The sequence below is a fragment of the Mesorhizobium sp. HAY1-8B genome, assembly GCF_056868045.1.
Genome location: NZ_CP200321.1, coordinates 284182 through 306703 on the forward strand (window position 1 = coordinate 284182; position 22522 = coordinate 306703).

Annotated in this window: 21 protein-coding genes and 1 tRNA gene; 5 read left to right on the forward strand and 17 right to left on the reverse strand. The window is 62.6% G+C overall.

The features are described 5' to 3' along the window. Window positions 1-93: 93 nt before the first annotated feature. A complete protein-coding gene (xylF, locus tag AC1VON_RS01390) occupies window positions 94-1134 on the reverse strand; it encodes a D-xylose ABC transporter substrate-binding protein (protein ID WP_056575790.1) in 1041 nt (346 codons plus the stop codon). 270 nt (window positions 1135-1404) lie between these two features. On the opposite strand from xylF, the gene AC1VON_RS01395 reads away from it, so the two are divergent. After that, a complete protein-coding gene (locus AC1VON_RS01395) occupies window positions 1405-2649 on the forward strand; it encodes an ROK family protein (protein WP_483120126.1) in 1245 nt (414 codons plus the stop codon). Window positions 2650-2803: 154 nt separating this feature from the next. Next, window positions 2804-3004, forward strand: coding sequence for a hypothetical protein (locus AC1VON_RS01400; RefSeq protein WP_483120127.1), 201 nt, complete (start codon window positions 2804-2806; stop codon window positions 3002-3004). A gap of 8 nt (window positions 3005-3012) precedes the next feature. Here AC1VON_RS01400 and phoB read toward each other — a convergent pair whose 3' ends face one another. The 9 genes from phoB to AC1VON_RS01445 form a co-directional block, all read right to left on the reverse strand. Continuing rightward, window positions 3013-3702: a phosphate regulon transcriptional regulator PhoB gene (phoB, locus tag AC1VON_RS01405; protein WP_010911896.1), complete on the reverse strand. Its 690-nt coding sequence runs from the start codon at window positions 3700-3702 to the stop codon at window positions 3013-3015. Between the two features lie 121 nt (window positions 3703-3823). Next, a complete protein-coding gene (gene phoU / locus AC1VON_RS01410; RefSeq protein ID WP_172348238.1) occupies window positions 3824-4531 on the reverse strand; it encodes a phosphate signaling complex protein PhoU in 708 nt (235 codons plus the stop codon). Window positions 4532-4557: 26 nt separating this feature from the next. Next, entirely contained in the window at window positions 4558-5361 is an 804-nt protein-coding gene (pstB, locus tag AC1VON_RS01415; protein WP_172348237.1) for a phosphate ABC transporter ATP-binding protein PstB, read from the reverse strand. Further along, window positions 5358-6209, reverse strand: a complete 852-nt coding sequence (pstA, locus tag AC1VON_RS01420) for a phosphate ABC transporter permease PstA (protein WP_172348236.1) — start codon at window positions 6207-6209, stop codon at window positions 5358-5360. The genes pstB and pstA overlap by 4 nt, the downstream gene beginning before the upstream one ends. Before the next feature lie 3 nt (window positions 6210-6212). Further along, window positions 6213-7196, reverse strand: a complete 984-nt coding sequence (gene pstC, locus AC1VON_RS01425) for a phosphate ABC transporter permease subunit PstC (protein ID WP_172348235.1) — start codon at window positions 7194-7196, stop codon at window positions 6213-6215. Window positions 7197-7263: 67 nt separating this feature from the next. Continuing rightward, the gene (gene pstS, locus AC1VON_RS01430) at window positions 7264-8319 is read right to left on the reverse strand and encodes a phosphate ABC transporter substrate-binding protein PstS (protein WP_172348234.1); all 1056 of its coding nucleotides are present in this window, start codon (window positions 8317-8319) and stop codon (window positions 7264-7266) included. A 531-nt stretch (window positions 8320-8850) separates the two neighbouring features. Next, window positions 8851-13014: a PAS domain-containing protein gene (locus AC1VON_RS01435; RefSeq protein ID WP_483120131.1), complete on the reverse strand. Its 4164-nt coding sequence runs from the start codon at window positions 13012-13014 to the stop codon at window positions 8851-8853. A 572-nt stretch (window positions 13015-13586) separates the two neighbouring features. Continuing rightward, window positions 13587-13823, reverse strand: a complete 237-nt coding sequence (locus AC1VON_RS01440) for a hypothetical protein (RefSeq protein ID WP_056575770.1) — start codon at window positions 13821-13823, stop codon at window positions 13587-13589. 122 nt (window positions 13824-13945) lie between these two features. Continuing rightward, window positions 13946-14860 (reverse strand): DUF2865 domain-containing protein, encoded by a 915-nt coding sequence (locus AC1VON_RS01445; RefSeq protein ID WP_483120134.1) that lies wholly within the window; start codon window positions 14858-14860, stop codon window positions 13946-13948. A 324-nt stretch (window positions 14861-15184) separates the two neighbouring features. On the opposite strand from AC1VON_RS01445, the gene AC1VON_RS01450 reads away from it, so the two are divergent. Next, window positions 15185-15400 (forward strand): hypothetical protein, encoded by a 216-nt coding sequence (locus AC1VON_RS01450; RefSeq protein WP_140772725.1) that lies wholly within the window; start codon window positions 15185-15187, stop codon window positions 15398-15400. 137 nt (window positions 15401-15537) lie between these two features. Here AC1VON_RS01450 and AC1VON_RS01455 read toward each other — a convergent pair whose 3' ends face one another. The 7 genes from AC1VON_RS01455 to AC1VON_RS01485 all read right to left on the reverse strand — a co-directional run bounded on the left by AC1VON_RS01455 (window position 15538) and on the right by AC1VON_RS01485 (window position 20200). Further along, window positions 15538-15909: a hypothetical protein gene (locus tag AC1VON_RS01455; RefSeq protein WP_172348231.1), complete on the reverse strand. Its 372-nt coding sequence runs from the start codon at window positions 15907-15909 to the stop codon at window positions 15538-15540. 276 nt (window positions 15910-16185) lie between these two features. Continuing rightward, complete coding sequence (locus AC1VON_RS01460; protein ID WP_172348230.1) at window positions 16186-17082, reverse strand: glutathione S-transferase family protein; 897 nt, start codon at window positions 17080-17082, stop codon at window positions 16186-16188. Window positions 17083-17110: 28 nt separating this feature from the next. Then, complete coding sequence (locus tag AC1VON_RS01465; protein ID WP_483120137.1) at window positions 17111-17692, reverse strand: VOC family protein; 582 nt, start codon at window positions 17690-17692, stop codon at window positions 17111-17113. A 912-nt stretch (window positions 17693-18604) separates the two neighbouring features. Next, complete coding sequence (locus tag AC1VON_RS01470; RefSeq protein ID WP_206681895.1) at window positions 18605-19000, reverse strand: hypothetical protein; 396 nt, start codon at window positions 18998-19000, stop codon at window positions 18605-18607. Between the two features lie 214 nt (window positions 19001-19214). Beyond that, window positions 19215-19289 (reverse strand) — tRNA-Glu (locus AC1VON_RS01475). Between the two features lie 90 nt (window positions 19290-19379). Beyond that, window positions 19380-19787: a VOC family protein gene (locus AC1VON_RS01480; protein ID WP_483120139.1), complete on the reverse strand. Its 408-nt coding sequence runs from the start codon at window positions 19785-19787 to the stop codon at window positions 19380-19382. A 29-nt stretch (window positions 19788-19816) separates the two neighbouring features. Continuing rightward, window positions 19817-20200 carry a fimbrial protein gene (locus tag AC1VON_RS01485; protein ID WP_172348227.1) on the reverse strand — a complete coding sequence of 128 codons (384 nt, stop codon included), beginning with the start codon at window positions 20198-20200 and terminating at the stop codon, window positions 19817-19819. A 27-nt stretch (window positions 20201-20227) separates the two neighbouring features. Between AC1VON_RS01485 and AC1VON_RS01490 the strand changes: the two genes are divergently transcribed. Both AC1VON_RS01490 and rpoH read left to right on the forward strand, forming a co-directional pair. Continuing rightward, window positions 20228-21283 carry an RluA family pseudouridine synthase gene (locus AC1VON_RS01490; RefSeq protein ID WP_483120142.1) on the forward strand — a complete coding sequence of 352 codons (1056 nt, stop codon included), beginning with the start codon at window positions 20228-20230 and terminating at the stop codon, window positions 21281-21283. Between the two features lie 211 nt (window positions 21284-21494). Then, a complete protein-coding gene (gene rpoH, locus AC1VON_RS01495; RefSeq protein WP_019861619.1) occupies window positions 21495-22406 on the forward strand; it encodes an RNA polymerase sigma factor RpoH in 912 nt (303 codons plus the stop codon). Window positions 22407-22522 lie beyond the last annotated feature (116 nt).

Here is a 22522-nt window from a genome sequence, read left to right on the forward strand (position 1 = left end):
AAGCTATCCGCCTGATGCGGAAACACAAATCTTTTTGAGAAAACGCCGCGGCTTTTGGGCCGCGGCGTCGATGACGAACCGTGCTGCGCCGTTCTAGTTGCAGGCCGCGACGCTGCCGGCGGCGACGCCCGCGCAGACTTCATCCTTCTTGATCCAGCCGGCATCGATGACGAGATTGAGATTGTCCTTGGTGATGGCGACAGGGGTCAGGAACAGCGACTTGACGGTGTTGCCGCCGGGGGTCGTGAAATCCTTCACGCCGGCGATGTCGGTCATCTTCTTGCCGTCAGCCAGCTGCGAGGCGATCTCGGCGGCATTCTTGCCGAGCTCGCGCGCGTCCTTCCACACCGACACCGTCTGGGTGCCGAGCGCGATGCGGTTCAGCGCGGCATGATCGCCGTCCTGGCCCGACACCGGCACGGTGCCGGCAAGGCCTTGCGCCGTCAGCGCCGCGACGACACCGCCTGCGGTGCCGTCATTGGCGGCGACCACGGCATCGACCTTGTTGTCGTTGGCGGTCAGGAACTGTTCCATGTTCTTCTGGGCGTTGGCGGGCAGCCAGCCGTCCGTATAGGCCTCGCCGACATTCTTGATCTTGCCGCTGTCGATGGCCGCCTTGAGCACTTCCATCGAGCCCGAGAACAGGAAATCGGCGTTCGGATCGGCACCCGAGCCCTTGATGAAGACATAGTTGCCTTCCGGCTTGACCTTGAACACTGCGCTGGCCTGCAAGCGGCCGACTTCCTTGTTGTCGAAGGTCAGGTAGAAGACGTCCTTGTTCTCGATCAGGCGGTCATAGCCGACGACCGGAATGCCTTCGTCCAGTGCCTTCTGCACCGCCGGGCCGATCGCCGAAGCATCCTGCGCCAGGATGATCAGCGAATTGGCGCCCTGCGAGATCAGGCTCTCGACATCGGTAAGCTGCTTGCCGGGATTGGACTGCGCATCGGCGGAAATGTACTTGTCGCCGGCGGCCTCGATCGCCTTCTTCATAGCGGCCTCGTCGGTCTTCCAGCGCTCTTCCTGGAAGTTCGACCACGAAACGCCGATAACCTTGTCCTTCGCCTGCGCGACCGACGCAAGCGTCAGCGACATGGCGACACCCGCCAGGATGGCGGCCGTGAATCTCTTCATGATATCCTCCCTGCGCCGCGTATGGCGCGACCAAACTGACCCAAAGGCCGGCACAGAGGCTCTATTTTTTCGAGCCTCAAAAAAAATACTGATCCATCGTCGGAACGCTGTCAACATCGATTCTGATGGATCTTGAGGTGTCGCGGACTTTTTTCGAGCCCCGCAATAAATAAATGACAGCACCAGCCGCTTCTGCCAGTATTTGCCCCAGTTGCCGGCAGTGTTCGAGGGGCAGGAAGAACCGCGGCGACCGGGAGGATGTGGGAAAGTATGTCGGTCGGAATCCGCCACGACGATCTGCGCCGGCGCAACCGCGCCATGGTGATTGCGGCCGTGCGCCGGGCCGGCCAACCCTCGCGCACCGAGATCGCCGCGACCACCGGCCTCAGCCATTCGACCATATCGGCGATCTCTTCCGACCTGATCGGCGAAGGCATCCTGGCCGAGGGCAAGCCGAGCGAGGCCGGTACGCTCAAACGCGGCAGGCCACAGGTCGGCCTCGGCCTCAACCCGGAGGCCGCGGCCATCATGACCGTCGTGCTGTCGCTGAATTTCCTGTCCGTCGCCGTCATCGACTATGCCGGCCAGGTGATATCAGAGGAACAGCGCCGGCTGGACACGCTGACCATGTCGCGCGAGGCGCTGATCGGTGAATGCGTCGCCATTGTACGGCGCCGCCTCGAGGATCCCGATATCGACGTGCGCAGCGTCGCCCGCATCGCACTGGCGATCCAGGGCATAACCGACACCAAGGCCAGGGCCATGCTGTGGTCGCCGATCACACCGCAGACCGACATCGCCTTCGCCGACATACTGGAAGCCGAGTTCGGCATCCCGGCCACCATGGAGAACGACTGCAACATGATGGCGGTGGCGCTGCGCTGGCGCGACCCCGAACGCTACCGCGACGACTTCATCGCCATCCTTTTGTCGCACGGCATCGGCATGGGCCTGGTGCTGAAGGGCGAACTGTTCACCGGCACCCATTCGTCGGGTGGCGAGTTCGGCCACATGATCCATCGGCCAGGCGGCGCGCTCTGCCGCTGCGGGCGGCGCGGCTGCGTCGAGGCCTATGCCGGCAACTACGCCATCTGGCGCAATGCCAGGCAGCTTGGCGAGGACACCGAACCGGTCGCCGACGTCAGCGACACGCAGATGCGGGCACTGGCGACGACGGCACGGGAACGGGCCGGGCCCGAGCGCGAAGCCTATCGCAAGGCCGGCGAAGCACTGGGTTATGGCCTCGGCAGCCTGTTCGCGCTGATCGATCCCGCACCCGTGGCCATGGTCGGCGTCAGCGCCGCCGCCTTCGACCTGATCGAGCCGGCATTGCGCGAGGCGATCGCCCAGACCGCCGGCGGCCAGCACTCGAAATCGATTTCGTTCGACACCGAACCGAACGAACTCCCCCTGATCCGCGAGGGCTGCGCCATGCGCGCACTGACCTTCGTCGATCAGGAGATCTTCGCGCCGGGCGTGCAGGCAAGAGGGAGTGCTGGAAAGAGCGTTGCCTGAAACCCGCGCGGAACCCCTTGGACTTCTGGAAAGGCACGGCCGGGCGCCGTGACTGCGCGTCTCAACCGCTTGACTGAGCGTCCCAAGCCATCGACGGCTTCGGCAATCGCGACATCCATGCCGTGTGATCGGAGCGACGCCGACGCAGGAGACAGTGGAAAGTTCGACACCGGTGCAGATGCGCAAACCCGACAGCACGCTCGACATGGCAACGGCACGGCGAATTGAATGGCCATTTCCGCGAGGCGAGGAATGTTTCGCCACGTGGACTTCCGTTGTCGCGGCATCATCTTTGCTGGTATTCGCGGGCGTATTGATGTTTGCCGTTATTATCTTTCGCACTCGCGCCGGCTGAGCGCTCCTTTAATCCTCGCGGATCGCGTAGCCTGCCCCACGGATGGTGCGGATGACGTCGGGCATGCGGCCATTGTTGACCGCCTTGCGCAGGCGGCCGACATGCACGTCCACGGTGCGTTCGTCGATATAAATCGTCTCACCCCAGACATTGTCGAGCAACTGGCTGCGCGAGAACACGCGGCCGGGATGGCGCATCATGAATTCCAGAAGGCGGAATTCGGTCGGCCCGAGCCGGATCTCGCTCTTCTTGCGGTAGACCCGATGCGATTCACGGTCGAGCACGATGTCGCCGACCTTGAGCACGCTGGACAGCACTTCGGGCTTGGCGCGGCGCAGCAGCGCCTTGACGCGCGCCATGAATTCCGGCGTCGAGAACGGCTTGACCAGATAATCGTCGGCACCGGTCGAAAGGCCACGCACGCGGTCGCTCTCCTCGCCGCGCGCCGTCAGCATGATGATCGGCAGCCGTTCGGTCTCGGGCCGCATTCTTAGCCGGCGACAGAGTTCGATACCGGACACCGCCGGCACCATCCAGTCGAGCACCAGAAGATCGGGCACGTTTTCCTGCAGCCGGATTTCGGCTTCATCGCCGCGGGTTACCACCTCGACCTGATAGCCTTCCGATTCCAGATTGTAGCGGAGGAGCACGCCGAGCGGCTCCTCGTCCTCCACCACCATGATGCGTGGTGCGATCATTGACTGGTCACCTCTAAAGCAATCCCGGGAAAAATATGTAACGGTTTTCCATCCTGAATTGCGTGAAACAAAGAGATAGAGCGGTTCGGCGTTTCCGCGAAACGATGAACCGCTCCAACGCTCAAGCCGCCGGCGCCGACATCGCCGTCTCGTCCTGTTTGGGGCGGTTGGCGGGCAGTTGCGTGCCGGTCAGGACATAGTACGCGTTCTCGGCGATGTTGGTCACATGGTCGCCGATGCGTTCGAGATTCTTGGCGCAGAACAACAGATGCGTGCAAGCGGTGATGTTGCGCGGATCCTCCATCATGTAGGTCAGCAGCTCGCGGAACACCGAGGTGTATTTGACGTCGATGCGTTCGTCGTCGGCGCGCAGCTTCGCAAGCGCGGCGGCATCGCGCGCCGCATACTCCTCGATCACGCCCTGCACCTGGATCAGCACCAGCTGCGCCATGGCGTCGATGGAATGCGACAGGTCGCGCGGCGTTGCGGTGAGACCGACGGTGCCGACGCGCTTGGCGATGTTCTTGGCAAGGTCGCCAATGCGTTCGAGGTCGCCAGCCATGCGGATCGACCCGACGACATGGCGCAGATCGTCTGCCATCGGCTGGCGCTTGGCGATCAGCGTGATGGCGCGATCGTCGAGTTCGCGCTGGCGCGCATCCATGATGGCGTCGTCGGAAACCACGCGCTGTGCCAGCGCGTTGTCGGAATTCAGCAGTGCCTTGGTGGCGCCGCCGACCATCGAGCCGGCGAGATCGCCCATGTCGCTGATCAGCCTGCTGATCTGTCCGAGATCCTCGTCGAAGGCTGCGACTGTGTGTTCGGCCATGATCCTGGTCCTCGTAATGCGTGCGATCAGCCGAAGCGGCCGGTGATGTAGTCTTGCGTGCGCTTCTCGCGAGGCGACGTGAAGATCTTCTCGGTGCGGTCGAACTCGACCAGTTCGCCCAGATACATGAAGGCGGTCTGCTTCGAGACGCGCGCCGCCTGCTGCATGTTGTGGGTGACGATGACGATCGTGTAGTCGGCCTGCAGCTCGTCGATCAGTTCCTCGATCTTGGCGGTCGACAGCGGATCGAGCGCGGAGGCCGGCTCATCGAGCAGGATGACCTCCGGCTTCACCGCCACCGTGCGGGCGATGCACAGCCGCTGCTGCTGGCCGCCCGACAGGCTGAGGCCGCTGGCATTGAGCTTGTCCTTGACCTCGGTCCACAAAGCGGCGCGCTTCAGCGCCTGCTCGACACGGCCGTCCATCTCGGCCTTGCTGATCTTCTCATAGAGCCTGACGCCAAAGGCGATGTTCTCGTAGATCGACATCGGGAACGGCGTCGGCTTCTGGAACACCATGCCGATCTTGGTGCGCAGCAGGTTGAGGTCCTGCGAGCGGTCGAGAATGTTCTGGCCGTCGAGCAGCACCTGGCCCTCGGCGGTCTGCTTGGGGTAGAGTTCGTAGATGCGGTTGAAGACGCGCAGCAGCGTCGACTTTCCGCAGCCGGAAGGGCCGATGAAGGCGGTGACGCTGCGCTCAGGCAGCGACAGCGTGATATCCTTCAGCGCCTTCGATTGGCCGTAGTAGAAGTTGAGGTTCTTGACCTCGATCTTGGCCTTGGCCGCCGCCTCGGCGGCGATCGTCATGTCTGGAGACAACATCTGGCTCATTTGTCCTCTCTGCGTCCGGTCAGGCTGCGCGCAAAGATGCTGAGCGCGAGAACCGTCAATGTGATTATGAGTGCGCCGGTCCAGGCCAGCTGCTGCCATTCCTCGTAGGGACTGAGAGCGAACTGGAAGATGGTGACTGGCAGGCTGGCCATCGGAGCGTTGAGATTGCTGGACCAGAACTGGTTGTTCAGCGCCGTGAAAAGAAGGGGTGCGGTCTCGCCGGAGATGCGGGCGATAGCCAGCAATATGCCGGTGACGATGCCCGAAAGTGCCGCGCGATAGGCAACCGAACGGATGACCACCCAGCGCGGCGCGCCGATCGCGGTGCCGGCTTCGCGCAACGCGTTCGGCACCAGATTGAGCATGTCCTCGGTGGTGCGCACGACGACCGGGATGACCAGGATGGCCAGCGCGACGGCACCGGCGATCGCCGAGAAATGCCCCATCGGCCGCACCATCAGCTCATAGACGAACAGGCCGATGATGATCGATGGCGCCGACAGAAGGATGTCGTTGATGAAGCGCACCACGGTAGTGAGCTTCGAGAAGCGGCCGTACTCGGCCATATAAGTGCCCGCCAGCACGCCGATCGGCGTGCCGACAATAACGGCGATGACCGTCATCACCACGCTGCCGTAGATGGCATTGAGCAGGCCGCCGGCGTCGCCGGGTGGCGGCGTCATTTCCGTGAAGACCGAAAGATTGACGCCCGCGAGGCCCTTGTAGAGCAGAGCGCCGAGGATGAGCGCCAGCCAGGCCAAGCCGATGCCGGCGGCGACGACGCACAGCGTCATCATCACGCCATTCTTGCGCTTGCGGCTGTGGTGAAGCGATGCGGCTATCGACATCGGTCAGGCTCCCGTGCGGGCATCGATGCGCATCAGCATATAGCGTGCGATGGCAAGGATCAGGAAGGTGATAACGAACAGGATCAGGCCGAGCGCGACCAGCGAGGAGGTGTAGAGATCGCCGACGGCTTCGGTGAATTCGTTGGCGATGGTCGCCGAGATGGTCGTTGCCGGCGCGAACAGCGAAGTGCTGATGCGGTGGGCGTTGCCGATGACGAAGGTCACCGCCATTGTTTCACCAAGCGCGCGGCCGAGAGCCAGCATAACGCCGCCCATGATGCCGATGCGCGTGTAGGGAATGACGACCCGGCGCGTGACCTCCCAGGTCGTGCAGCCGATCCCATAGGCCGATTCCTTCAGCACAGACGGCACCGTATCGAACACGTCCTTGGTGATCGAGGTGATGAAAGGCAGGATCATGATGGCCAGGATCATCGCCGAGGTCAGCAGGCCGATGCCATAAGGGGGGCCGGCGAACAGGCTGTTGAGGCCCGGAATACCGTGGAACACGCTGATGATGAAAGGCTGCACGGCCGTCTGCAGGAACGGTGCCAGCACGAACAGGCCCCAGATACCGTAGATGATCGAAGGGATGCCGGCCAGCAATTCCACCGCCATGCCGATCGGGCGCCGAAGCGGGCGCGGGCAGAGCTCGGTGAGGAAGATGGCGATGCCGATGCCGAGCGGCACGGCGATCAGGATGGCGATCGCCGAGGTGATGATGGTGCCGTAGATCGGGGCCAGAGCACCGAACTTCTCCGTCACCGGGTTCCAGCTTTCGCTGGTCAGGAAGGAAAAGCCGAAAGTCGACAGGGCTTGCCAGGAGCCGGCAAACAGCGAGATCGCGACCCCGCCAAGCAGGACCAGCACCAATATCGCGGCGGCGCGGGTTGTCGCGTGGAAGATTGAGTCGGTCAGCGCGAACCGTCGAACGATGGCATCGCGGGAACCTCTGACGGCTGGCAAGGCTTCCTGGACAGCGCTCATGTCAAGCTCGGCTCTTTCAGGTTGAAGGGAAAGGAGCGCCACGGTCGCGGCGCTCCTTTGGAAGATGTTACTCGCCGGCGTAGACGGGCTTGCCGCCGGCCTGGATGTCGGCCTTCCACGAAGCCTTGATCAGGTCGACGACGCTGTCGGGGATCGAGACATAGTCGAGCGCCTTGGCGGTTTCCTTGCCGTCCTTGTAGGCCCAGGCAAAGAACTTCAGGGCGTCGCCGGTGGCGGCTGCGTCGTCCGGAGCCTTGTGGATCAGAACCCAGGTGGAAGCCGCGATCGGCCAGGTGGTGTCGCCCGGCTCGTTGGTGATGATGACGTTGAAGTTCTTGGCACCCTTCCAATCGGCATTCGAAGCTGCCGCACCGAAGGATTCGAGCGACGGCTCGACGACCTTGCCGGCAGCATTCAGCATTTTGGAATAGGACAGGTTGTTCTGCGACGCATAGGCGTATTCGACGTAGCCGATGCCGCCGTCGGTCTGCTTGACGGTGTTGGCAACGCCTTCGCTGCCCTTGGCGCCAACGCCCGTCGGCCATTCGACGGCGGTGTCGGAACCGACCTTGTCCTTCCAGTCGGGCGAGAGCTTCACCAGGTAGTCGGTGAAGTTGAAGGTGGTGCCCGAACCGTCCGAACGATGCACGACGGCGATCGCGGTAGACGGCAGGGTGAGGGTGGGGTTCAGCGCCTTGATCGCGGCGTCGTCCCAGGTGGTGATGGCGCCGAGATAGATCTGGGCCAGCGTCTTGCCGTCGAGCACGAGTTCGCCCGGCTTGACGCCGGTGAGGTTGACGATCGGCACGATGCCGCCCATCACCATCGGGAACTGCACGAGGCCGTTCTTTTCCAGGTCGGCGTCGGACATCGGCTTGTCCGTGGCGCCGAAGGTCACGGTCTTGGCGATGACCTGCTTGATGCCGCCGCCCGAACCGATCGACTGGTAGTTGAGGCCGATGCCGGTGTCCTTCTTGTAGGTGTCGGCCCACTTGGCGAACACCGGGTAGATGAATGTCGAGCCGGCGCCGGAAAGGTCAGCTGCCATTGCCGCGGAAAGGGTGAAGGTAGACGCCGTAGCCATTGCAATCGCAACGGCCGCCGAGCGGATGAAATGTCTCATGTGGCCTGCTCCTGTTCGGAAGATGGTCTCTCGGCGCCATTCGTAACCGGCGCCCGCTGAGGCCAATAGCCTTCGATTATAACAGTCGCATGACAGTTTCGTGTCAGCCCGGTAACGCGTCACGGGCACTGGCAAGGGCGGTGGCATCGGGCGGTCGCGGCCTGATCCGAGTTTGCTCTCGGAATCAGTGACTTGGGCCATCCGCCAGCCGGAGCCGCCGCCGGATTCGACGGGGCTTTCTCGGGGGAAGAAAATCCGGACGGGAGCGCGTTGCTCAAGGCCAGAGCGTGTCGTGGCCGGGCCATCGCCAAAAACAGGTCCGTTGGGGTAGGTTGACGCTGCTTCTTTGCCGGCGGTCGCTGCTCCCGCCCGTAACTGCAAGGGCGGAATTCGATTTTGCTATTGTCTCGGCTGGGCGCCACCTTAGATATGGTGCGATCGCGCCATAGTCATTGCACGCGGGCGTAGCGGTAAATCCGCGATTGATTCCCTTGGCTTGCCTCTGACATCCCCGGGACAGGCAACGCGATGCTATCCCGCGTTGCGCTGGACCTGGCGGCCGGCGCCGATCCAGCGCTCGACCTTCTCCAGCAGGGCCCTGGGGCTGATCGGCTTGGGCAGATAGTCGTCCATGCCCGCCTCCAGGCACCGCTCGCGATCGCCTTTGAGCGCATGCGCGGTGACGCCGACGATCGGCACATGCGTGTCGGTTTCCTGCTCCAGCCGGCGGATCGCGGCGGTCGCCTCGAGCCCGCTCATCTCCGGCATCGAGACGTCCATCAGGATCATGCACGGATTGAGCTTGCCGAAGGCGTCGAGCGCCTTGCGGCCATTGCCGACGATCTCGAAACCATAGCCGGTTTCGCCAAGGATCTGGGTGAAGACCATCTGGTTCACCTCATTGTCCTCGGCCACGAGGATGTCCAGCCTGTCTCCGCCAGCAGCGGTGGCAGGCAGCCTGGGGCGAACCGGTGGCGGCTGCAATTGCGCGCGTTGTTCGGACAATGCCAGCGGCGGAGAAGCGCCAGGCCCCTCGCCTGCGAACGGCTGGGCGGCGTGGCCATCCGTGGCATGGCGATGGCGCTGTATGGTCGCGACCAACGTCTCCAGGAGCACCGAGGAACGCGCCGGCTTGATCAACTGGGCGTCGATGCCGAGATCGCGGTAGCTGGTGTTGGCGAGCGACTGGTCGACCGAGGTCAGCATGATGATCGGCGTGTCGGCGAGACCTTCGGTGTTGCGCACGATGCGCGCCATTTCTGCGCCGCTCATCCCAGGCATCTGGTAGTCGAGCACGACGCAATCCACGGGCACGCCGTAGGCGGCGGCCGCGATCAGCACCTTGAGGCCCTCGGCGCCGCTTTCGGCGGCGCAGGAATCGAACGTCCACGAGGTCATCTGCTCGGTCAGGATGGCCCGGTTGACGGCATTGTCGTCAACGATCAGCACCCGTGCGCCTGTCACGTCCACCGGCATGATGCGCTGCCCGTTCTGCTGCCCGGCACTGGGCAGCGTCACGGTGAACCAGAAGGTCGAGCCCTTGCCCTCGGCGCTCTCGACGCCGATCTCGCCGCCCATCAGTTCGACCAGCCGCGAGGTGATGGCAAGGCCAAGCCCGGTGCCCTCGTGCCGCCGTGTCGAAGAGGTGTCGACTTGGCTGAATTTTTCGAACACCAGCTTCAGTTTTTCCTCGGGGATGCCGATCCCGGTGTCGGTGACCGAAATCGTCAGCTTGGTTCCGGTCGGGACCCTCTCGCCGGTCACGTCGACCAGCACATGGCCTTCATCGGTGAATTTCACCGCGTTGCCGAGCAGGTTGGTGACGATCTGCCTGATGCGGCCGACGTCGCCGATGAACAGGTTTTCGAGCCTTGGCTCGACGCGCACGATAAGCTCGAGGTCCTTTTCCTTGGCACGCGTCGACACCAGCGTCGCCACATCCTCGATCGCCTCGGCAAGGTTGAAGGGCGCCGGATCGAGCACCATCTGGCCGGCATCGATCTTGGAGAAGTCCAGGATGTCGTTGATGATGGTCAAGAGCGCGTTGCCCGACTTGACGATGATGTCGGTGAACGTCTTCTGCTTCGGATCGAGATTGGACTTGGCCAAGAGTTCCGCCATGCCCAGCACACCGTTCATTGGCGTGCGGATTTCATGGCTCATATTGGCGAGGAATTCCGACTTTGCGCGGTCGGCGAGCACGGCGCGCTGGCGCGCCTCGCTGAGCTCCGCCTCGCGCATCTTCAGCTCCGTGATATCGGTGGTCGATCCGATGAGGTAGAGCGACCCGTCCGACGCGATCATCGCGCCCTTGCGCGCAAACTGGTGGCGCACGCTGCCATCGGGAAGCGTCACGCTCTCCTCGATCTCCTGGGTTTCGCCGGTACGCAGCACGGCCAGATCGCCGGCGACGAAGGCCTCGCCATCCGGGCCGAAGATCTCGACATCGGTCTTGCCGATCGCCTCTTGCTTGCTGAAGCCGGTAAGGTCGCACCAGCCCTTGTTGACATAGAACTGCCTGAGGTCGGAGCGCTTGGCGTAGATCGACACCGGCACATTGTCGATCAGGCTGCGGAACACCTCGTTCTCGCGCATGCTCTCTTCCAGAGCCCGCTCGCGCGCCTTGACGTCGGTGATGTCGGTGCTGGAGCCGACCAGATGCACCGATCCGTCGGTCGCCACCAGGCGGCTCTTGCGCGTCATCAATTGCCGCACCGTGCCGTCGCGATGGGTGACGGGCTCCTCGACCTCGCGCACGGCGCCGGTCGCCACGACATCGGTGTCGTCATGGCTGTAGGCTTCCGCTTCCGCGGCGCCGAACAGCTGGCGGTCGGTCCGGCCGATGACGTCTTCCTTGGCGAGGCCCGTGATCGCACACCAGGCCTTGTTGACGAATTCGATGCTCAGGTCCTGCGCCTTGATGAAGGCGGCCACCGGCAACTCATCCATGACGTGCCGGAACAGGTCGATCTGGCGCATGGAATCGCGCAGGGCGGCTTCGCGGCTCTTGATATCGGTGATGTCGACGCGCACACCGATGAACGTGCCGTCATCGGCGCGCATGTCGTAGACCTGATACCAGCGTCCATCGGCATTGAGGCGCTCGTAGGAAGAATTTGGCAGCCGGTAGCGCTCCAATATGCTGTCGAGCCAGCGTTCGGGTTCGGATTCGTAAAGCCCGTCGATCCCGCTATCGCCGCTCGAGCGGAAATAGCCGACTGAGCGGCCGAATTCCAACGCCTCGCGGAAACTCCGGCCGGGCTGCCAGAAAGGTTTCAACGCCGGCAGCGTATCCTGCAGCTTGCGGTTGGCGAAGACGAACTTGTCATCGCGATCGTAGATGATCACACCGGCCGGCAGCGATTCCAGCACGCTGGCGAGATGCTTGCGCGCATCCTGCGCCTCGGTCTCGCGCCGTTTCATATCGGAAATGTCGAAGAGGAAGCCGGCGACATAGTCGCGGCCGCTTGGCATGCGGACGCGGTTTTTCCTGACAATGCGCGAACGAGCGGCGCCTTCATCGTCGAAATTCTCTTCGACTTCATAGATTTGTCCCGTCGACAGGACTTCCCGTTCACTGCGTTCGAAGAGCGCGACCTGGGTCGGCCCGAGGAAATCGCCACCGGGTCTGCCAAGCATGGCTTGCGGTGTCTGGCCGAACAGTTTCGCGAATGCCTCATTGACGAAGACGAACCGGAGATGATCGTCCTTGACGAAAATCGGATCCTCGACGGCGTTGATTACCGCCTCCGCGAGCCGCGCCTTTTCCAGCGCATCGGCGAGCTCGGCGTCGCGCAGCTTCAGCTCGGTGACGTCGTAATAGGTCAGCAGTCGCTTGCCACCCGACAAGGCTGTGATGGAGAACAGCATCGTCTTGCCGTCGGCATGGCGGAACTGGCGAGCCGAGATGCTGCCGGCTCGGATCTCATCCAGCCGGCTGGCGAGATAGCGCTCCCATTCCGGCTGGGCGATATCACCATAAATGCCGTTGCGCCGATTGATCTCCATCAGCAGGCTGAAGGGTGCGCCGACGGCCACATCGCCTTCCGACATCTTGGAGATGTCACGATAGGCCTTGTTGATAATCAGCGTGTCGAGCTTCGCGTCGAGAAGCACGATCCCCATGCGCATGGCATCCATCGTCCGCTCGAGATCGGCAAGATGCCCGGCGGTGTCGCCGCCGACTGGCGGTTCCTGCCTTGGCTCCATGTCTTCGAACGCGATGTCTTCGAACGCGCTGGCCAGTGCGGTGACATTGCGGCCTATGCCGCGATAGCCGGCAAATTTTCCTTCGCTGTCGAACCGTGGGAAGCCTGAAGTCAGCACCCAGCGACAGCCGGCGCGACCTCCCTTCAGTTCATAGACGAAGTCGCGGAAAGGCCGGTGCGCCTCCAGATCCTCCAGATGCGCCGCCGCGCTGCGCTTGCCTTTCAGGACCTGGGTCAGGAAATCGAAGCGGAACCGGCCGAGCACATCAGCCGGATCGATGCCGGTGGCCGCCTGATAGGTGGGTGAAAGCCAGGAGAAGCGCAGTTCGGCGTCGGTCTCCCAGATCCAGTCCGAGCCTGCCTCGACCAGCTGGCGAAGCGCGTCGGCCGAATCCATGTCCGCGCATGCTGGCGCGTCACCACGATGCACCGCCTTGCCGGACCCACGCCTGCCGCGCGCACCGATTGCTTCGTCCGCTTCCGCCATGCTGTCCCCACCCCGAAAATCAAGGTCGAACCCTCCCTCCGCGGTTCGTCGGCGGAATGTGCCCGAGAAGCATTAACGATCCGCTAACCTTAACGGCGCGACCGGCACGCTCGGCCTGCGTTATTCCGCCCGGTTGTCGGGCGGACCAAGGCTGCGTTATAAGTCCATGCAGGGGTGTTGCTAATGTACGGACGGATAGGGCCTTTCTTGCTGGGCGTGACACTGCTTTTCGGCAGTGGCTGTTCGCGCAGCTATGACGGCACGGTCATCATCCCGCGGCCGCTCGACGCCAGGCGCTTCTGGGAACGGCCGCCCCCGAATGTCGATTACGCGCCGCAAGTCGACAATGGTGCCTTTCCGGTGCCACCACAGCCGCCCGAACAATTTTCCGAACGCAGGATTTCGAAACCTGCCGTACAGAGACGACACCACACGAGGCTTTCACCGCCGTCTCCCGCGTCCTCGGAGCCGAAAAAACAACTGGCGTGCAGGAACGTGAGCGCGCCAGGCCAGCGAGTCCGCATGGTCTGCGACTGAGCCCTGGAAGTACAAACCGAAGTCGCGAGCAGGCTCTACAGTGATGCCGCGCCTTTCTTCGGCTCCTTTGCACCAAGCTTGTCGAGCGCGAACCGAACCTGGCGCAAATCGTCCTGCCAGCCGTCATCATCACCCATCGAGCTCTCCGATGCCGCCCGTTGCAGCCCACGTGCCTCGGATTCGATCTCACGCAACTCGGCGATCTTTTGTTCGGTGGACAGGGATTCGTCCTCGACGATTTCCTGCACCCGCATTTCCCGGAACGTGGCCATGGCGTTTCTCCTGGCTGATGTCGATCACAACGCCGTGAGCGCCCCTCTGTTCCAACTGACCTTGCCGCCGCGCCGGCGGCTCGCTGCAAGTCGTATCCGCCGAATGGGAAGAAAGAAGTGGTCTATTCCGCCGGAAAAAAGGCCGGGCCGACCACGCGCACCGTCCGCTTGCCGGCCTCGATCGACTGCAGCTGGGCAACACCCGGGGCTTCGGTGCCGGATTGCGGGATTGCCGCGACACTGCCGAGGTCCGGCTTCGGCTGAGGCAGGGGAATGATGGCGTTGGACATGTCTGTCGGCGTCACCGTCCTTGCCCTGAGTTCGGCAACACGCGAATAATAACGTTTGACGTCGCAGGCCTTGAAATTTGCATCGTCTCGGTAGCGGAAAGCCGATGGCAGTTCGGTGTAGGGTTTGCGCGTATCAAGCGCGATCATCTTTTCGGTTTCCAGACTGGCATCGCCCAACGTGTAGAGATCGACGGCCGGATCATCGCAGATATAACGGCACTGATCGGCCGTTTGCTTGAGATCGCCGCTGCCGGCGAATTGCGACTTTGGCGCCGGGAAGAAATATCCATCCGACAGGCGCACGCAAAACAGCATCGTATTGCCGGTATACGTTGCTCCACCCGTTGCGGCTTGGGTCTTCGGTGCCGAACGCTGCTCCTTTGCCCCGGATGTGCAGCCGAGCGCCGCGAGGCGCGCCTGCAGGCCCGAAATGTCCCGGCCGGAATTGGACGCGGCCGCCATCTGGCGCTGCACCTCCGCCCGGTTTCTGGCAAGGTCGGCGCAGGCGTTGAAAAAGCCGCCCGTGGCACTTTGCGCCGTACACCTGCGCTGCCTCTCCAGGCCCCGGATTGCCGCAAGCTGGCGGCGCAATTGCGCCAGTTCGGGGCTCACGCCCCCGCCGCGGCCGCCAGAAAGCAACTGGCTTCTGATCGCGCTGCAACTATCCGCATAGGAAGACGTCGTGCCGAGTGCAAAGGCAGCCACCGTCAGCAGCGCGACCATCATGGGAAGCCAGAAACGGATCATCGCGACGACACTGTCCCTGTTGCTGACGACGTGGGGAAGGCGTTATTTCTACTTGGGTAATCTTGTACTAAATGAGCTATACCTAATACTTAAGACTTTCCGATCTAGACAGACTTTTATCTAGTGCAATAGAAGGACTCCTGTAAATTCGGTATTACATTTTTATTTCAAGATTGAGACGAACCGGAAAACAAGTACGACCAGACCGGCGCTGTCGACGTTGACAGGCCATGGTCTCTGGCGAACGATCAATCCGGCGTTACCGGGTGCATGACGCTGAAACCTTTGCCTGGCCGCGGCGTTCATGGACAAGGGAGAACGCAGATGTCGATCCACTTCACGGTATCGGAACTGACAAGGAACCTTTTTCATTCCCTCGGGCTGGATCACGAGCGCGCGCCACGACCGCTCAATCCCGAGCAAAATCTGCTGCTGGAATGCTACCTGGCCGGACAAATTCCGGAATCGGCCTGGAGCGATTACGTCTTCGAAACACCGGACCTGGCCCGGCATGCCGAGGTACGACGCCTAAGCCATTGAGCCGTTGGTTTGAAGAACCGGTCTGGCGGGTTGGAAAGCCCTGACGGTCAATCTGCCGTTTGGAAGCATTTCCTCGCCCAGTCGCGAGGTTACGAAATCCACGTGCCGCCACTTCCCGCTGAAGGGCCGGCGGACTGCTATTGCTTCGGGGAAGTCAGTTGCAGCGTGAAGACGTTGCCGCCAATGCCCTGCGCCAAGGCCGGTGAAAAAGTCAGGGGCGTGCAATTCCTGACGGCGGCAATGGCCGCGTCGATGAACGCCTTCCGCGCCTTGTCATCGCCGGCGACCTTGGCGGCGGTCGGCCGCGGCGGACCGATGAGCGAGCCGTCGCGCTTGAAGCTGAAACTCAAAGTGACGGTGGAATTTCCTGCATCCGCAGGCGGCGTCCAGCACGCTTGGATCGCGGCCCCGACATCATCCATTGTATTGAGCGTCGCGGCCCGCGATGGGAGAAGCGTCCCGGCAAGCATTCCACCGGCGATCATCAGCATTGCCGCCACGCATTTCATCGCAAACCCTCATCTCACTCCAGGCCGGCATTCCAGGCCGGATTCGCCGGACGGGATGTTAGAGCCAACGTCGACGATGACAATATCCCGACGCAAAAAGTTGATGCTCCGGGTTTGCCTGGTCACCGTCACGCGATGTCCCGGCAGGGGGCTCGGAAAAGCAAAAAGGCCGGCACGGAGCCGACCTTTCCTTTCACCGATATTGCGCCAGTACATCCGTGGTCGCGCGGCGAATTCCTGACAGTAGATAGGGCTTTGGTTAACGAATCCTTAACGTCAGGCCTTCGCCTGCGATCTCACATAGGCGATGTAGCCACGCACGTCGCCGGCCGGCTCGGTGTAGGCCTTGCCAAGCTTCTTCTCGATTGCCGCCATATATTCGGTCGCCCATGGCGGCAGCGCGTAGTCGATGACCGCCAGGAACTCGAGCGTCGCCGCCAGCCGGATGTCAGCGATCGACGGGTTCTGGCCGCCGATGAACGGCTTGCCGTCCCTGAAGAAGCTATGGAAAACCTCCAGCGGCTCGGCGATCGCTGCCATCGCGGCCTTCTGCGCTTCGGACTTCTTGTCGGGATGGGCATCGCTGTGGCCGACCTCGCCGGCATATTGCGGGAACCCCAGCGCGGGGTATGTGGCGCGCGCCACATAGGGGTACAGTGTGCCAATCAGGTAGAACATGGCGCTATCGACCATCGCCCGCCTGGCCGGCGCCTTGGGATAGAATTTCTCCAGCCCGTACTTGTTTGCCAGATACTGCATGATGGCGCAGCTTTCCCAAAGCACGCCTCTGGGCAACCCCTTGTCCTCGATCATCGGCGTCAGATGCGCCGGATTGCGCGCCATGTATTCGGACGAGCGCGTGTGACCCCAGGCGTCCGTCTCGGCGGCATCGAACCCTGCAGCGCGGGCAAACACCCGCACCGTCATGTTGTTGACGCTCGGCTTCAGCATGCTGAGCTTCAGTGCCGGCTTTTTCGCTGCCTTGGCCTTGGCGGTCTTCGGCGCCGGCTTTTTGGCTGCCGGTTTTGCCGAGGCTTTCGCGGCCGCCTTCGGCGCGGCCTTTGCTGCCTTCACCGCCGGCTTCGCGACTGTTTTTGCGGCAGGCTTGGCGGCTGCTTTCGGCTTTACCTTGGCACCCGGTTTCTTCACGCTCTTGGTCACTGTCTTTACCATTGTTGTCCTCCCTCTGTTTCGTTGGCCGTCAGTATGGATTCTTCGGCGACCGGTCGTCCGACAAGGTCGCGCGGGAGCTTTCGACAAGCGCCTGGATCGCATCGGCAAGATGCACCTCGGCGATGTTGTAGTCGCCGCGCGCGACGCGCAGCCTGTGTGCCTGCATCAGCACGTCGGCATGGGTGAAACCCGCCGGCGGCTCGAAGCGGTAGGAGGCGAGTTCGATCAGCAGGCCGAGCGGATCCTCGAAGTAGATCGAATCCATGAACCCGCGATCCTTGACGCCGCTGTGCTTGATGCCACGCTCGTCGAGCCTGGCGACCGCCTGCAGGAAGGTGACGCGCGACACCGCGAAAGCGATATGATGCACGCAGCCCGTATCGGTCGGCGTGCGCCGCTTGACCGGTGTGCGGCTCTCATCGGTGAAGACGGTGATGAGCCGGCCGTCGCCTGGATCGAAATAGAGATGGCTTTCGCTGGCCTTGTCGAGGTTGGGCTGCTCGAAGATGAACGGCATGCCGAGCACGCCTTCCCAGAAATCGATCGAGGTCTGGCGCCCTGCGCCGACCAGCGTGATGTGGTGGACGCCCTGCGATTGCAGTTTCTGCATTGGCCTTCTCCCCGCGGCATCGATTGCCCGTCAGGATCTGCCTGGCACCCGGCATTCCGCGCGGCGCTTCAGCCGTGCCTCGAAATCCATGACGTGATGCTAATGCAATCGGCGACGCCGCGCCAGAAGCGGCACGTCCTATCATTGCACGAAGGGCGAGACCGCTCTTGGCCGCAAAAGCCTGCGGGATCTTCAAGGGATGGCGGCACGATCGCGACGCGAAAGCCGTCCGCATCGCGTGCCGGCCGAAGCGAGACTAGGCGACGGCCCTGAGCTCGGCTTCCGCAAGCATCCCCACGCCGCCACACTCTGTGCAAGTGAGGGTCTTCCCCGGGCAACTGGTCTGATGTGTCCCTTGTGGGCAGCAGTGCCCTTTCGAGGCACTCCATCTGGAGCAATCGAAAACCTTGCCGCCGCCATGACAACGCGGGCAAATCATCTTCAGTGACGCCATTCCAACTCTACCGACCCAAAAATCCGCACTGCCGCGGATGCTACCCCGGCACCGCAAGTAACAGAGATCGCTGCGCTTTCAAGCGCCGCAGCCTGACTTAAATTGGGTGGATCGAAGGCTTTAAGCCTCCGGGCTCTCGGAAATTTCGCCAATCCCCTGGCCAGACGCGATCCGCGCGGATGCGTGCCCGAGCATCGTCCGAGCCCTCTCTATTCTCAGAGCTGGATCGCCACGAAACGTGGATAGGGCTGCCTCTTTCATCCATTCGGCCGATGCGCCAACTCATCCTGAGGGCCATATTGAACGTGATCCTACGGATCACCGAGCAGTCCGAAGCCAGTCCCTTTGCGACTACTCCAAGGCCCGCCTGACTCCCGGTCGGCGGGCCTTCCCATGCAGGCAATCAGGACGATCTCGGGGCGCAGGCGCGGATAGTGGCGCAGCCGGAATCGCCTCGATCAAAGATTGAAGACGTGCGAGGCGGTCAGCCCGGCCAGCAGCACGCCCGCAAGGAGAGCGATGATGGAGGCGAGGAACCAGCGCAGCGTGACCCGATAGACCGGCTCGTCGTCGTCGCGTGGGAGCAGCGAACGCCACAGTGCGACGAGTTGCAGAACGATGGCCAGTGCGAGAAGGACCGTCGCCAGGATCGAGGCAATCGTCCATCCGCCATCAGCTTCGAAATTCCAGTAACGCAGGAAGAGAAGCGAAAATCCGAGCAATACGGTGATCGCGGAGATCACACCTTGTCGGTAGCCGCCGGGCAAGGGAACCCTGCCTGCCTCGATTGCCTGAAAAGCCGGCTCGATGGCGTCGTCGGGATGGCCGCCCTGGCGGTTGGAAGGGTCGATCATGGAGGCAACATCTGGTTGGCAGCCCTGGAGGTCGGTGCAGGTTCCCCCTTCAATCCATACGAACGAGGAAGCCTTGCGGCCGTCATCATCATCCCTGTGCCTTCTTCGCGCAAGGTGAGCGGCTTGAGGCCATCGACAGCCAGAGTGCGGCCAGGCGCATGCTCAGGGTAAGCCGAGCGGCAAAAAATGGCCAATCTGGACAGAGAGGGAAGCTTGGTACGCCCAAGGGGAATCGAACCCCTGTTCCCGCCGTGAGAGGGCGGTGTCCTGACCGCTAGACGATGGGCGCGCTCAAGAACCGGCGATATAGGCTGACGGCCGGGAAAAAGCAACTGGCGTTCGGCGGCTTTACCAGATCGAATGAAAAGCCGCCCGCGCCTTACCGTTTCGGCTCGATCAGGTCCCAGAGATTGCCGTGGAGATCGGCGAAAACAGCAACCGTGCCATAGGGTTCGAAACGCGGCGCCTCGCGGAATTCGACTCCCTTTTCCAGCATCGCCGCATGGTCACCTGCAAAATCATCGGTTTCGAGGAACAGGAAAACCCGGCCGCCGGTCTGGTTGCCCATGCTTTGCCTTTGCGCCTCGTCGGACGCCTCGGCCAGCAGCAGCCTGGCGCCTTGCCCGTTGGCCGGCGCCACCGTCACCCAGCGTTTGCCGCCGCCGAGATCGACATCCTCGAGCAACAGGAAGCCCAGCCGCCCGACATACCAGGCGATCGCCTCGTCATAATTGGCGACGACCAGTGCCACGGTCGCGACACGGCGATGTTCGGCAAAACCCTTCATGCCTTGGGCCTGTTCGTTGTTGCGGCCTGTCATTTGTTGCGAACAGCAAAACGGCCGATCAGGCGGCGCTCGCCGATGTCATAGACGAAGATCGTGCGGCCGCCGTCGGGAAGTTCGGCATCGATCGAGATGCGATTGCCCGACAGCGACTGGCTGACCACCTTGGCGCCGACCGGCAGCACGATGTCGCCGCTCAACGGCTCGCCGGCGGGCACCTGGATATCGCCGGCCGATGGCGGGTTCTCGGGAGATGCTTTACGGGCTTTGTAGACAATCGCCGCGATCACCACCATAAGGGCCAGCAACAGCAGGCCGAGATTGATGGCCATGAAGCGGACGAGCTTGCCACGCATCTTTTCGACCTCGGGATCGAGCGGCTTTTCCTGATCTTCTTCGGCAGCGGGCCGGGCCATGGCAAAACATTCCGGAACGGTTTTTCGATGAGCGCTCATAACGAAGAGGCCCCCGAATTGATAGGGGACCAATTGACGAAGGCGGCACGCGCCGTGCTGATAGCGGGCGAGGATGCGGCCGGCCAGCGGCTCGACCAATGGCTGGCGGCCAGCCTTGGCCCTGATATGTCGCGCAGCCGCGTGCAGATGCTGATCCGGCAAGGCGCGGTCAAGGTCGACGGCAAGCCGGTCGACGAGACCAAGCGCAAGATGACACCAGGCGAACGTGTATCGGTCGCGATGCCGGAGCCGGAGCCGGCCACGCCACAGGGCGAGGACATCGCCCTCGACGTACTCTATGAAGACGACACGCTGATCGTCATCAACAAGCCGGCGGGGCTGGTCGTGCATCCCGGCGCCGGCAACTGGACCGGCACGCTGGTCAATGCGCTGATCCATCATTGCGGCGACAGCCTTTCCGGTATTGGTGGGGTGCGCCGGCCAGGCATCGTCCATCGTCTCGACAAGGAGACCAGCGGCGTCATGGTGGTGGCCAAGACCGACCGCGCCCACAAGGCCCTGTCCGAAGCCTTCGCCGACCATGGCCGGACCGGCGATCTCGAACGCGCCTACCTGGCCCTGGTCTGGGGCATCCCGCAAAGGCCGACCGGAACGGTCGATGCGCCGCTTGGCCGCGCCGCCGACCGGGTGCGCCGCGCCGTGGTGCCGGAAGGCCGCGACGACGCCCGCCATGCCGTCACCCATTTCGCCGTTCAGGAGCGTTTTGGCGAGAACCAACAGGCATTTGCAACCGCCAGCCTGGTCGAATGCCGGCTGGAAACGGGCCGCACCCACCAGATCCGCGTCCACATGGCCCATATCGGCCACCCGGTGATCGGCGACCCCGACTACGGCCAGGCCTTCCGAACCAAGGCCAATCGGCTGCCGGAGCCCCTGAAAAGTCAGGTCAAGGCATTTTCCCGGCAAGCTTTGCATGCCTGGCTCCTTGCATTTCGCCATCCGGATACCCATCTACCGATGAGGTTCGAGGCGCCGATACCGGGGGACATGGAGGAACTCGTCGGCGGCTTCCGTAATCTCTGAACCTGCCATCAACGAGCTCGAAACCAGCCATCAAAAACCTGACCGGCATTGTTCACTTCAACGTGACACACTGTTTCGTGTTGAACAAATGTCTGTCTTTTCTGGTTTTGTTCCTGTATAAGATCTGATGTCGCGAGCGAGCCTTTTGGTGTTCGCGTCACATGCCCGCCGCGTTTCGGGGGCATCACTCCAATAGAGAGGGGGCGCTATCATGGCCCAGTCACTACCCAGTATCGTTTCCGGCGAAGGCGGCCTCAGCCGCTATCTGGAAGAAATCCGCCGCTTTCCCATGCTTCAGCCGCAGGAAGAGTACATGCTCGCCAAGCGTTATGCCGAGCATGAAGACACTTCCGCTGCGCACAAGCTCGTCACCAGCCATTTGAGGCTCGTCGCCAAGATCGCCATGGGCTATCGCGGCTACGGCCTGCCGATCGGCGAAGTGATCTCGGAAGGCAATGTCGGCCTGATGCAGGCCGTCAAGAAATTCGAACCCGAGCGCGGCTTCCGCCTCGCGACCTACGCCATGTGGTGGATCAAGGCCTCGATCCAGGAATACATCCTGCGCTCGTGGAGCCTGGTCAAGATGGGCACGACCGCCAACCAGAAGCGTCTGTTCTTCAACCTGCGCAAGGTGAAGGGCAAGATTCAGGCGCTGGACGACGGCGACCTCAAGCCCGACCAGATCGCCGAGATCGCCACACGGCTCAACGTTTCCGAAGCCGAAGTGGTGTCGATGAACCGCCGCCTGTCGGGCGACGCGTCGCTCAACGCGCCGATCCGGGCGACGGAAGGCGAATCCGGCGAATGGCAGGACTGGCTGGTCGACGACCACGAAAGCCAGGAAGAGATGCTGATCGAGCAGGACGAGCTGGAAAACCGGCGCGGCATGCTGTCGGGCGCTCTTGCCGTGCTCAACGAGCGCGAGCGGCGTATCTTCGAGGCCCGTCGCCTCGCCGAAGAGCCGCTGACACTGGAAGAGCTGTCGGCCGAGTTCGACATCAGCCGCGAGCGCGTGCGCCAGATCGAGGTGCGCGCCTTCGAGAAGGTGCAGGATGCTGTCAAGGCCGCCGCCAAGCGCCAGACCCAGGCCCTGCGCACCATCGAGGCCCAGCCGGCGGCTTAAAGCCCGGGTTCGGTAATGAAACAGAACGGCGGCGTCAGGAAACTGGCGCCGCTTTTTTGTGTCTTAGCGTCGGCGCCGTCGGTTGGCGAAGACGAGGCTACTGCCAATCTCCCCTT